The sequence below is a fragment of the Devosia algicola genome (assembly GCF_028816455.1).
In the GTDB taxonomy this organism is placed as follows: Bacteria; Pseudomonadota; Alphaproteobacteria; order Rhizobiales; family Devosiaceae; genus Devosia; species Devosia algicola.
In genome coordinates this window covers 2,976,463-2,988,182 of sequence record NZ_CP118246.1, presented here as the reverse complement: position 1 = coordinate 2,988,182, position 11,720 = coordinate 2,976,463, and the positions used below count along the sequence as shown (strand labels likewise).

The window sequence follows — 11,720 nt, the reverse complement described above, 5'->3', positions numbered from 1 at the left end:
GGTGCGCCACAAATCATTGCATTCAAGCTAGTCAACCAAGGTTTACCAATGGCTACGCGAAGCGCCAGAGTTCCTTTGTGGTTAATGGACCTTATCGCGCTAAAGACCCCACCGTTCACGCGGTTTCAAGCAGCGTTACACCAGCATTGGCGCACAGGGCGCGAAAACGATTGGAGGGGCAGGTGTCGGTAATGAATGTGTCGATCTGATCGATGCGGGCGATCCGCACCGGCGCGGCGCGTTCGAACTTGGTGGCATCGGCGACCAGAATGACATGGCGGGCATTGGCAATGATGGCCTGGGCGACCTTGACCTCGCGAAAGTCGAAATCGAGCAAGGCGCCGTCTTCATCGAGTGCTGAAGCGCCGATGACGGCATAATCGAGTTTGAACTGTTCGATGAAATCGACCGTCGCCTCGCCAACAATGCCGCCATCCGAACCGCGCACGACACCTCCGGCAATCACCACTTCAAATTCGGGATAGATGCGCATACGATTGGCAACATTGATATTGTTGGTGATGACCATCAATCCGAGATGGTCGAGCAAGGCCCTGCTGACCGCCTCGGTTGTTGTGCCGATATTGATGAAAAGCGCGCAATGATTGGGGATCAGGGCGGCTGCAGCGCGGCCAATGGCTTCCTTTTCATGTGCCGCCATATCCCGACGGGCTTCATATTCGAGATTTTCGACCCCGGACGGTATGATGGCGCCGCCATGCACTCGTTTGAGCAGGCGTTTTTCGCATAGTTCATTGAGGTCCTTGCGGATTGTCTGAACACTAACGCCAAAATGGTGGGCCAGATCGTCAACCAGCACGCGCTCCTGTTGGCGCGCAAGGGCAATGATTTCGTCGTGTCTTGTGAGCAGGTCCATCAGGATTGCTTTCGTTTCGTACCATTTTAAGTCAAAACGAAAGTCAGTGGAAGACAGCGTATTGCTAAGGACAATCAAACTTGTTCAAGTTCGATCAGTGTGCCGTCGAAATCCTTGGGGTGGAGGAAAACTACCGGACGGCCGTGCGCCCCGATTTTGGGCGTGCCATCGCCGAGCACGCGGGCTCCGGCATCGACCAGGCGGCGCATAGCTGCGTCGAGATCGGGCACTTCGAAGCACATATGATGCATGCCACCGCCGGGGTTGCGCGCCATGAATGAAGCAATCGGGGAGGTTTGATCGAGTGCCTCGAGCAATTCAATTCGCGTATTGGCGACATCGATAAATGCCACGCGAACGCCGTGTTCAGCCAAGACCTGCACCGGACCGACCGTGGCACCCAGCCCGTCACGGTAGTGCGCGGATGCGGCCATCAGGTCCGGCACGGCGATGGCGACATGGTTGAGGCGACCGATCATTTGTTGGTCAACTTTCCTTCGATCTGGCCAAGCACCGCATAGGCGGCTTCGAGCACATTGGTGCCGGGGCCGAAGATTTCGACAACGCCGGCCTCGTGCAGGAAGTCATAATCCGCCTCGGGAATGACACCGCCAACGATGACCGCAATATGGCCCAGACCACGGGCCTGCAATGCATCGATCAAGGCGGGCACAAGCGTCTTGTGTCCCGCCGCCAGAGAGGAAACGCCAATGGCATCGACGCGCAGGTCACCGGCCTGGTCAGCGACTTCGGCAGCGGTTTCGAACAGCGCACCAATCTGTACATCGAAGCCGAGATCAGCAAAGGCCGAAGCGATGATCTTGGCGCCGCGGTCATGACCGTCCTGCCCCATCTTGGCGATGAAAATAGCCGGTGAGCGGGTACGATCTGCCTTGAACGCCGCGATGCGGCGGCTCAATTCGGCATATTGCGGGTCGTCGGCATAGCTTTGGGCATAAACCCCGGAAATGAGGCGCGTTGTAGCAGTGTAGCGGCCAAAGATATCCTCCATGGCGGCGGAAACTTCGCCCAGGGTGGCGCGAGCGCGGGCGGCATTGACTGCCGCACTCAACAGATTGCCCTCATCCATGGCGGCATATTCGCGCAGGGCGTCCAGCGCTGCGGTAACGGCGCTGTCGTCACGGGTTCGGCGGACTTCGGCAAGACGTTCAACCTGTTCGGCGCGGACGCGGGCATTGTCAATATCACGCACTTCCAACGGCGCCTCGGTATCGAGGCGATAGCGATTGACGCCGACAATCACATCCTCACCGCGATCAACGCGCGCCTGACGCACGGCGGCGGCTTTTTCGATTTCGAGTTTCGGGGTACCTTCGGCGACGGCCCGGGTCATGCCGCCAGCTACTTCAGCGTCGTCGATCAGCAGGCTGGCCTGTTCAACCAGGCTGGTTGTGAGCGCTTCCACATAATAGGAGCCGCCAAGTGGATCCACCACGTCGGTGATGCGGCTTTCGTGCTGAAGGATCAATTGGGTATTGCGGGCAATGCGGCTGGAAAATTCGGTGGGGAGCGCGATGGCTTCATCGAAGGAATTGGTGTGCAGGCTTTGCGTGCCGCCCAGCGTCGCGGCCAGCGCCTCGATGGTTGTACGCACGATATTATTGTGCGGGTCCTGTTCGGTCAGCGACACGCCCGAGGTCTGGCAGTGGGTGCGCAGCATTTTTGAGCGCGGGTCCTTGGCGCCCAGATCAGTCATAATGCGCGACCAGAGTTGGCGGGCCGCACGCAATTTGGCGACTTCGAGAAAAAAGTTCATGCCAATGCCGAAAAAGAAGCTGAGTCGGGGGGCGAAGGCGTCGATATCGAGCCCCTTGGCCATGGCGGCACGCACATATTCCATGCCATCAGCCAGCGTATAGGCCAGTTCCTGCACTGCGGTCGCCCCCGCTTCGTGCATGTGATAGCCCGAAATCGACACCGAATTGAATTTGGGGGCGTGTTGGGCGGTCCAGGCGATGATGTCCCCGACAATGCGCATCGAGGGCTCGGGGGGATAAATATAGGTGTTGCGGACCATGAACTCTTTGAGCACATCATTCTGGATGGTGCCCGAGAGTTGGTCGGGTTTGACGCCCTGCTCTTCGGCCGCGACGATAAACATCGCCAGCACCGGGATCACCGCGCCATTCATGGTCATCGACACGCTCATCTGATCGAGCGGGATCTGATCAAAGAGAATTTTCATGTCCTCGACGCTGTCGATGGCAACACCGGCCTTGCCGACATCGCCAATGACGCGGGGATGGTCGCTATCATAGCCACGATGGGTGGCCAGATCGAAGGCGACCGACAGGCCCTTTTGCCCGCCCGCCAGGGCTTGACGGTAAAAACTATTGCTTTCGCGCGCGGTGGAAAAACCGGCATATTGGCGGATCGTCCAGGGGCGATTGGCGTACATGGTAGCGCGCACGCCGCGGGTGAATGGCTCGACGCCGGGAATTTCGGCATCTGGATCGGTGCCGAGGTAAACGGGTTCGATAGCAATATTGCCATAGTCACGGTTGAGCATTTTGGGATCGGCCTTGAGTTCGCGTTCGGCCAGTTCGCGCCATTGGTCGGCGGGAGATTTTGGGCTCATGGCACAGCCTCAAATTCAATCATTACCTCGTCGACTGCCAAGACCGCACCGGGCGCGACATGGAGCTTGGCGACGCGCGCGCGCTTGGGCGCCTTGAGCACATTCTCCATTTTCATGGCTTCAACGATGGCCAATGTCTGGCCATCTTCGACGACATCGCCCTCACTGACATCGACGCGCACGACCTGACCAGGCATCGGGCAGAGCAGGAATTTGCTCATGTCGGGCGGCACTTTGACCGGCATCAGCGGCAGGAGTGCGGCGATGTGCGGGGTTAAAACCTGCACTGTCAAGTCGGCGCCGCGATAGCGAACGCGGCAGCCGGCGGTGTTTGGCGTGACTTTTAGCGTACTGATCTGACCGCCGTGCCAATGAATGGTGGCGATGGTCGCGCCGGGCCTCCAGTCAAAACGATCAACCTGCGCATTGTTATCGAGAAGGTTCAATTCCCACGTGCCGCCAGGTTCGAGCCGGTGCAGTTTTACCGGGTAGTGTTCACCCTCAACGATTATGCTCCATTCGCCGTATATTTCGGTGCCGCCGCCGAGCGCGGCACGACTGGTCTGGCCGTGGCGTTCGGCACGTTGCAACGCCATCATGGCGGCGGCGGCGATGACTTCAAACAGACGGCCATGGGGCAGCTTTGCCCCGGCAAAGCCTTCGGGGAATTCTTCGGCGATATAATTGGTGGTGAGGCGTCCGGCGCGAAAACGTTCCTGATCCATGACGGCGGAGAGGAAGGGCAAATTGTTGCCGACCCCTTCGAGCTCGAACCCGTCCAGCGCCTCGGCTATTGCCTCAATGGCATCGTGCCGGTTGGGTGCCCAGGCGCAAAGCTTTGCGATCATGGGATCATAAAAAGTCGATATTTCGCCGCCCTCGAACACGCCGGTATCGTTACGCACAACCACGGAGTCGCTGGCCCGTTCCGCAGGCGGGCGATAGCGTGTCAGCCGACCGGTGGAGGGTAGGAAATTGCGGTAGGGGTCTTCGGCATAAAGCCGGGATTCGATGGCCCAGCCATTCAATTTCACTTCGGCCTGGGTCAAGGGCAGTTTTTCGCCCGCAGCGACGCGGAGCATCAGTTCGACCAGATCAAGACCGGTGATCAGGCTCTGTGACGGGGTGTTCAACCTGCAGGCGGGTGTTCATTTCCAGAAAATAGAAATTGGCCTTGGCATCGACGATGAATTCAACCGTACCGGCGCTGAAATAGCCCACGGCCTTGCACAGCGCCACAGCCTGTTCGCCCATGGCCCTGCGGGTCCTGGCGTCCAGAAACGGGCTGGGTGCTTCCTCGATGACTTTTTGGTTGCGCCGCTGGATCGAACACTCGCGTTCGCCCAGATAGATAATGTTGCCGTGGGTGTCACCGATCACCTGAATTTCGATGTGGCGCGGCTCGGTGACAAATTTTTCAATGAAAATGCGGTCATCGCCAAAAGAGGACGCCGCTTCCGATTTTGAGCGGGCAAAACCTTCGCGGGCCTCCTCGTCATTATAGGCGACGCGCATGCCCTTGCCGCCGCCGCCCGCACTGGCCTTGATCATCACCGGATAACCGATTTCGCTGGCAATCCTCACCGCCGCGTCGGCATCGTCGATCAGGCCCATATGGCCGGGCACAGTGGAAACACCCGCCTCGGCGGCGAGTTTTTTGGAGGTGATCTTGTCGCCCATCGCCTCGATGGCTTTTACCGGCGGGCCGACGAATGTGATGTTGGCGGCGGCAAGCGCTTCGGCAAATTTTGAATTTTCGGACAGGAAACCATAGCCGGGATGGACGGCATCGGCGCCGGTCTCTTGGCAGGCGGCAATGATTTTTTCGATCTGCAGATAGCTTTGTGCCGCTGGAGACGGACCGATATGAACCGCCTCGTCAGCCATTTGCACATGCAGCGCTTCGCGGTCAGCATCCGCATAAATCGCGACGGTTTTGATGCCGAGCTTTCTGGCGGTCTTGATGATCCGACAGGCAATCTCGCCGCGATTGGCAATGAGGAGTTTTTGGATCATTGGGTACCGTTCCCCGCAAATAGATCTGAAACAAGCACCTGCAGCTCAAGTTCAGGCCACCCGACTCCACCCGGATGAATCTCGAGTTTGGCTCGCTCAGACATCGACGCGGACAGCAGCTGAGGGAACCACGCGAGCGGCGCAAGAATCTGCAGCCCGTTTTCGAACTTCACGGTCAAGTAAAGGTCGGTGCTCCAGGCACTCGTAACCACCAAGGCAGAAGTATCAACGCCAATGGTCGGGGCCTTCGCGTCGCCCTCGCCAGGCCAAGCTCGCCAATGCTCATGTACAAATACGCGCTTGTTGTCGGCAGATTCTGAAGGATTCATCCCATTCAGCGCTTCAGCAACGAACGGGTTGTCCAGTGACCTTAAAGCCCAATGGCCGTGCCCCACCTTGCGGAATACATCCCGCGGGCCGCCAGCAAAATCAGCTAATTTGTGACCTCTAATTGAGTCGCTTGAAAACGCCTCAATCGTCCCTTCTACCGTCTGGCGCCATTTGCCTCGAAATTCACGCTCGCCGCTGGCTGCAATCTCTGGCTTTAGAGCCGAGTATGGCGCACTGCCGCCGAGACGATGAAGTGCCCTGATGATGATGTGTACCCAACTGGTATGTTTCGTGTGCCTACTCACAATGGAATGTTCCCGTGCTTCTTCCTGGGCCCAACCGACTGCTTGTTCTTGAGCGTTGAGAAGGCGCGGATGACGCGGCGGCGGGTGCCGTGGGGCATGATGACGTCGTCGATAAAGCCGCGTTCGGCGGCAACGAAGGGGTTGGCAAAGCGCGCTTCATAGTCGGCGGTCCGTTTAGCGATCTTTTCCTTGTCGGTCAGTTCGGAGCGATAGAGAATTTCGGCGGCACCCCTGGCGCCCATCACGGCGATTTCGGCGGTGGGCCAGGCGTAGTTGACGTCTGCCTTGATATGTTTGGAGGCCATCACATCGTAAGCACCGCCATAGGCTTTGCGGGTAATGACGGTGACCAATGGGACAGTGGCTTCGGCATAGGCGAACAGCAGTTTCGCGCCGTGTTTGATGATGCCGCCATATTCCTGAGCGGTGCCGGGCAAAAAGCCGGGGACATCGACAAGGGTCAATATCGGGATTTCAAAACTGTCGCAAAACCGAATGAAGCGAGCGGCTTTTTTGGCAGCGTTAATATCCAGGCACCCGGCCAATACCAGCGGCTGATTGGCAACAACGCCTATCGGCTGGCCATCGAGCCGGATAAAGCCTGTCAAAATATTGCCGGCATGGTCTTTTTGCAGTTCAAGAAAATTGGCCTCGTCAGCGATTTTGACGATGACTTCGTGCATGTCATAGGGTTGGTTGGGGCTGGCCGGAATGATGGTATCAAGGCTGATTTCCGCGCGGTCGGGACTATCGCTTGAGGGCAGAACGGGCGGTTTATGACCGGCAGACAGGGGCAGGAAATCAAACAGCCGCCGCACTTCGAGAAGCGTTTCGATATCATTGTCGAACGCGGCATCGGCAACGGCAGAAATCTTGGTGTGGGTCGATGCTCCGCCCAATTCTTCGGCGGTGACGATTTCGTTGGTGACGGTTTTGACCACGTCGGGGCCAGTTACAAACATGTAGCTGGTGTCTTTGACCATATAGATGAAATCGGTCATGGCGGGCGAGTAGACCGCACCACCGGCGCAGGGCCCCATGATCACAGAAATCTGGGGAATGGCCCCCGAGGCCTGCACATTGCGCCAGAACACATCGGCATAGCCGCCAAGGCTTGCGACACCTTCCTGAATACGCGCCCCGCCACTATCATTGAGCCCGATCACCGGCGCGCCGTTTTGCAGCGCCAGATCCATGATCTTGCAGATTTTTTTGGCATGGGTTTCGCTCAGCGAACCGCCAAAGACAGTAAAGTCCTGAGAAAACACATAGGTGATACGGCCATTGATGGTGCCCCAGCCGGTTACCACACCGTCGCCCGGAATGATGGTGTCGGCCATGCCGAAATCGGTGGCGCGATGGGTGACGAACATATCGTATTCTTCAAAGCTGCCGGGGTCGAGCAGGATGTCGAGCCGTTCACGGGCGCTGAGCCTTGCCCTTGGCGTGCTGGGCATCAATGCGACGCTTACCACCGCCCTGCCGGGCCTGCTCACGCCGACTTTCCAGCGCCTTGATGATATCCGGCATGGCTCCCCCGGTCCTGATTAAGAATTGCTGCCGTTTTTTGACCGGACAGTCAAATCCCAGATTGGGCGGCGCGGGTCAAAATTGCAATCGCTGATCGGTTTTTTCGTCTCAGGTGGGATCGAAATTCAATTCATGCTTGGTCGCCGGTCGACATCCTTCGGCAAAACGCTGGGCATTCACGACATAATGGTCGGCTGACTGGGTCAGCTTGGCAATGGCATCGGCATCGAGTTCGCGCACCACCTTGCCCGGCGCACCAACGACCAGGGAATTATCGGGAATGGTTTTGCCTTCGGTGATCAAGGCCCCGGCGCCGATCAGGCAGTTGTTGCCAATGGTGGCGCCGTTCAACACCGTGGCGCCCATGCCGATCAGACTGTTGTCGCCAATGGTGCAGCCATGCAGCATCGCCTTGTGGCCGATGGTGCAGCCGGCCCCGACGGTCAGGGGAAATCCCATATCGGTGTGAAGCACGGTATTTTCCTGAATATTGGTGCGCGCACCAATGGTGATGGGTTCATTGTCGCCCCGCGCCACGACGCCAAACCAGATACCGACATCGCGGGCAATATTGATCTTGCCGACGAGAATGGCGGTCGGGGCGATCCAGGCGACATCGGGATCAATATTCGGGCTGACGCCATCAAGTGCGTATTGGGTCATGGGGTCCTCCTTAGGGTTTGATGCCATAGGCGTCGCGCATTTGGGCAATTTCGGCAAGAGTTGATGTCAGGACCGACCAATCGTCGTGTTGGGCAATGGGCGTCCAGATCGCCTCGACCTCGTCGATCAGCATGGTGCGGGGGCGTGATCGCGCAAAATAGGGGTGATTGAGATTGGCGGACGTGTCGGGCACAAAATCATCAAGAAGGTCGGCGACCAGGCGAAAATCGGCGCTGGCGTAAAACTGGGCGGCCGGGCTTTTGGCGGCGCGTTCGGCACTTTGGGCGCCGCCGCGCCAATCGAAAAAGACCTGCTCATAGGGTGCCTTTGATGCACCCAAAAACCGAATAGCGCGGTAACGAATTGGTTGCCCTGCTCATCGGTGCCCGGTGTGAGCGCCAAACGCGCCAGCATGGTATTGGACAATTCGGTGCGAAAGATTGGCCAGAACCGGTTGAGGACGGGTTCAAGCGCCTCGGCCGAGGAAATCGGTAGCAAGGATTCGGCCAGGCGGGTGAGATTCCAGGCCAGCGTGTCGGGCTGGCGGCCAAAGCTATAGAGCCCGGTATTGTCGAAATAGGCGGCGGTGAATTCGGGATCATAAACGGGTACGAACCGCCATGGACCATAATCGAAACTTTCCCCGGTTATGTTGATATTGTCGGTGTTAAGGACGCCGTGAACAAATCCCGCAGCGATCCACTGCGCGCCCAACCGTGCGACGCGGGCGACGACTGCATCGAGAAAAGCCGTCGGGTGGTCGGCGGCGTCGGTCAAGTTGGGGTAATAATTTGCGATGGCATAATCGAGCAATTGGCGGATGGCGGCGCTATCATCAAGATAGGCTAATCGCTGAAAGGTGCCGATGCGAATGTGGGAGTGGCTGAGGCGCACCAGTACCGCGGAACGGGTGGGTGAGGGTTCGTCACCGCGATCAAGGTCCTCGCCGGTTTCGACCAATGAGAAGGTTTTGGAGGTATAAACGCCCAACGCCTCGAGCATTTCGGTGGCGAGAATTTCGCGCACGCCACCCTTCAGCGTCAACCGGCCATCGCCGTCGCGTGACCAGGGGGTTCTGCCCGATCCTTTGGTGGCAAAATCAAGCAGGCGACTATCGACAGGGTCATAGGCTTGCGCGAACAAAAAGCCCCTTCCATCGCCAAGATCAGCATTATAGCTGCGGAACTGATGGCCATGGTAGCGCAGGGCTAATGGTTCGGGCAGCGAACCGGCAAACGACTCGAACCGGGCGAAGTGAGCCAACCACCGGGCCTCATCCATATCCCCCAACCCCATGCGATCAGCCCAACGCTGGTCGCGATGCCGCAGGATGGTTTTGGGGAAATCGGCGGCGGCGACGCGATCAAAAAAGGCATCGCCCAATGTTTCGTGATTTCTAGCGGGTATAAATTTGCTCATGCCCAAGGCTTAAACCGCTTGCCCCGATCCGTCTACTCACCGGAAAATTCGGCGCTGGGGACAAGAAAAGGCGGTGTTTGGGCGCCGGGGGACTTGATCGGATAGCCCAAGCCCATAATGGTGCGGCAAAGCCGGAGACAGATATGACCAAAACCCTTGCCGATCTCGAAACCCCTTGCGTTGTCATCGATATTGATCGGGTGGAGGCTAATCTCAAACGTGGGCAGGCGCAGGCGGACGCGTTAGGCGTGGCGCTGCGTCCCCATATCAAGACGCACAAGATACCCCGCTTTGCACTGCGACAGGTCGAGCTTGGGGCGGTGGGGATCACCGTGCAGAAGCTGGGCGAAGCCGAAACCATGGCCGATGCCGGTCTGAGCGATCTGTTCCTGCCCTACAATATCGTCGGCGCCAAAAAGCTTGACCGTTTGGCGGCGTTGAACGAGCGGATCAACCTCAGGGTGACCGCCGACAGTCCCGATACAGTTTCGGGCTATGCGCAGCGGTTTGCCAATTCGGCCAAGCCGCTGGTGGTATTGGTGGAATGCGACACCGGCCTTGGCCGGTGTGGTGTGCAGAGCAATGTGCAAGCGTTGGCGCTGGCACGGCATATCGCCTTGTCGCCGGGACTGGAGTTTGGTGGATTGATGACTTATCCGGCGGCGGGAAAGGTTGCTCAGTCTGATCAATGGCTGGCGGATGCGGTGGCGCTGTTGACCGAGGCCGGGTTTGCCTGCCCGGTAATTTCAGGTGGCAATACGCCAGACATGTTCCGACTGGAAAAATCGGTTGTCACCGAGATCCGGCCGGGCACCTATATCTATTTTGACCGTGGGCAGGTGTCACTGGGCGCTGCCAGTTTCGAAGAATGCGCGCTCAGCGTGCTGACCACCATCGTGTCGCGGCCTACACCAAACCGCATTGTCATCGATGCTGGGTCGAAATCGCTGACCAGCGATCTGTTCGGGCTTACGGGGTTCGGTGTGGTCATGGGCAATATTGGGGTCAGCGTCACGTCGTTATCCGAAGAACATGGTGTGATCGAGTTGGCCGAGCCATCCGATGCGCCACGCGTCGGCGAGCGCATTCGCATTATCCCCAATCACGCCTGTCCAGTGTCTAACCTGCATGATCGGGTGCATTTGATTTCGGGCGACGAATGGGTGGAAACAATCGATGTCGCGGCACGCGGTCGGACGGATTAAGCCGACTGGAATTAAATTCCCACGGTGAACCATATTCACGACACTTGCGTTAGCGATGTGTGAACTCAGGTCGCATATGCCAATGCGTGGGGGCTCCGATCAGGAGCCTGGGAATTGCCGTATAGTTTGATTGATATTGGCGTTGTGCAGCGCAATGCACACAAATCGTTGCCCAATCGGGTCGTCGGCACGGTTCGCGCCGTCCTCAAGGAAATTCAGGATGATCGAGAGCAGGATCATGAGCTTGCGGTTTCGGTGTGGGCGCAAACCGATCCCGACATGAGTGAGCAGGACATTGAAATGGCGCTGTTGCTCAAGGCCGCTGATATTGTGGGTCGGGTCAAGACCAGTCTTGAACGCAGCGATCGGCCGGTAGGACCACCCTGAAGCGGCTGGAGATTGAGCGTTGCGCCTATCGCTTGGGCGCAGCCATGTCCAGATCGTCCGTCGACAGGGCAGGAATGCGGGTTTTTGGGTCGGCCAGCGGCGTCAGCCGGGCTATTGCCATCCGGTTTGCCGATGGACGGGCAAAGATACGGGCTGCGGCGTCGAGTTCAGCGGCGCGGCGCGCGCGGCGAGCGCGCTCATCCCTGACGAACCAGAAGATTACCAAGGCGACAACCGCCCATATTGCCAGTATCTGCAAGATCATGACGACACCCGTTTGCATTCACACGAGCGTCATAGCTAACAAAGGCTTAACTGGCTAAGGGAAGTCGATATTAGGCTTAACCGCGGGCATTTTATGGATTTTTGCGAACAGGTAGAATTGAATG

At 58.1% G+C, this 11,720-nt stretch carries 8 protein-coding genes and 3 pseudogenes; 2 read left to right on the top strand and 9 right to left on the bottom strand.

Features of this window, described 5'->3' with window-relative positions; translation table 11 throughout:
• Window positions 1–115: 115 nt before the first annotated feature.
• From PSQ19_RS15945 to PSQ19_RS15910, 8 genes and pseudogenes are all read right to left on the bottom strand, one after another.
• Window positions 116–877, bottom strand: a complete 762-nt coding sequence (locus PSQ19_RS15945; protein WP_282218541.1) for a DeoR/GlpR family DNA-binding transcription regulator — start codon at window positions 875–877, stop codon at window positions 116–118.
• 74 nt (window positions 878–951) lie between these two features.
• The gene (gene mce / locus PSQ19_RS15940) at window positions 952–1,356 is read right to left on the bottom strand and encodes a methylmalonyl-CoA epimerase (protein ID WP_282218540.1); all 405 of its coding nucleotides are present in this window, start codon (window positions 1,354–1,356) and stop codon (window positions 952–954) included.
• Window positions 1,353–3,476, bottom strand: a complete 2,124-nt coding sequence (scpA, locus tag PSQ19_RS15935) for a methylmalonyl-CoA mutase (RefSeq protein WP_282218539.1) — start codon at window positions 3,474–3,476, stop codon at window positions 1,353–1,355. The genes mce and scpA overlap by 4 nt, the downstream gene beginning before the upstream one ends.
• A pseudogene (locus PSQ19_RS15930) lies at window positions 3,473–5,492 on the bottom strand (acetyl-CoA carboxylase biotin carboxylase subunit). Before PSQ19_RS15930 ends, scpA begins: the two are co-directional and overlap by 4 nt.
• A complete protein-coding gene (locus PSQ19_RS15925) occupies window positions 5,489–6,127 on the bottom strand; it encodes a DUF2442 domain-containing protein (RefSeq protein WP_282218538.1) in 639 nt (212 codons plus the stop codon). The pseudogene PSQ19_RS15930 and the gene PSQ19_RS15925 overlap by 4 nt, the downstream one beginning before the upstream one ends.
• Window positions 6,124–7,657, bottom strand: a pseudogene (locus PSQ19_RS15920) (acyl-CoA carboxylase subunit beta). The gene PSQ19_RS15925 and the pseudogene PSQ19_RS15920 overlap by 4 nt, the downstream one beginning before the upstream one ends.
• Before the next feature lie 108 nt (window positions 7,658–7,765).
• On the bottom strand, window positions 7,766–8,320 hold the full coding sequence (locus tag PSQ19_RS15915; protein WP_282218537.1) for a gamma carbonic anhydrase family protein: 555 nt from the start codon (window positions 8,318–8,320) through the stop codon (window positions 7,766–7,768).
• A 10-nt stretch (window positions 8,321–8,330) separates the two neighbouring features.
• Window positions 8,331–9,739: pseudogene (locus tag PSQ19_RS15910) on the bottom strand (protein adenylyltransferase SelO).
• A gap of 143 nt (window positions 9,740–9,882) precedes the next feature.
• Here PSQ19_RS15910 and PSQ19_RS15905 point away from each other — a divergent pair.
• Window positions 9,883–10,944: a D-TA family PLP-dependent enzyme gene (locus PSQ19_RS15905; RefSeq protein ID WP_282218536.1), complete on the top strand. Its 1,062-nt coding sequence runs from the start codon at window positions 9,883–9,885 to the stop codon at window positions 10,942–10,944.
• A 114-nt stretch (window positions 10,945–11,058) separates the two neighbouring features.
• Window positions 11,059–11,331 (top strand): hypothetical protein, encoded by a 273-nt coding sequence (locus PSQ19_RS15900; protein WP_282218535.1) that lies wholly within the window; start codon window positions 11,059–11,061, stop codon window positions 11,329–11,331.
• Between the two features lie 25 nt (window positions 11,332–11,356).
• Here the strand turns inward: PSQ19_RS15900 and PSQ19_RS15895 are convergent, their stop codons facing one another.
• Entirely contained in the window at window positions 11,357–11,614 is a 258-nt protein-coding gene (locus PSQ19_RS15895) for a hypothetical protein (protein ID WP_282218534.1), read from the bottom strand.
• Between the last annotated feature and the right edge of the window lie 106 nt (window positions 11,615–11,720).

What these genes read in the sequence shown, in the direction of transcription:
- PSQ19_RS15945 (WP_282218541.1), bottom strand. Translation starts at nt 877, where the DNA reads ATGGACCTGCTCACAAGACACGACGAAATCATTGCCCTTGCGCGCCAA.
- mce (WP_282218540.1), bottom strand. Translation starts at nt 1,356, where the DNA reads ATGATCGGTCGCCTCAACCATGTCGCCATCGCCGTGCCGGACCTGATG.
- scpA (WP_282218539.1), bottom strand. Translation starts at nt 3,476, where the DNA reads ATGAGCCCAAAATCTCCCGCCGACCAATGGCGCGAACTGGCCGAACGC.
- PSQ19_RS15915 (WP_282218537.1), bottom strand. Translation starts at nt 8,320, where the DNA reads ATGACCCAATACGCACTTGATGGCGTCAGCCCGAATATTGATCCCGAT.
- PSQ19_RS15905 (WP_282218536.1), top strand. Translation starts at nt 9,883, where the DNA reads ATGACCAAAACCCTTGCCGATCTCGAAACCCCTTGCGTTGTCATCGAT.
- PSQ19_RS15895 (WP_282218534.1), bottom strand. Translation starts at nt 11,614, where the DNA reads ATGCAAACGGGTGTCGTCATGATCTTGCAGATACTGGCAATATGGGCG.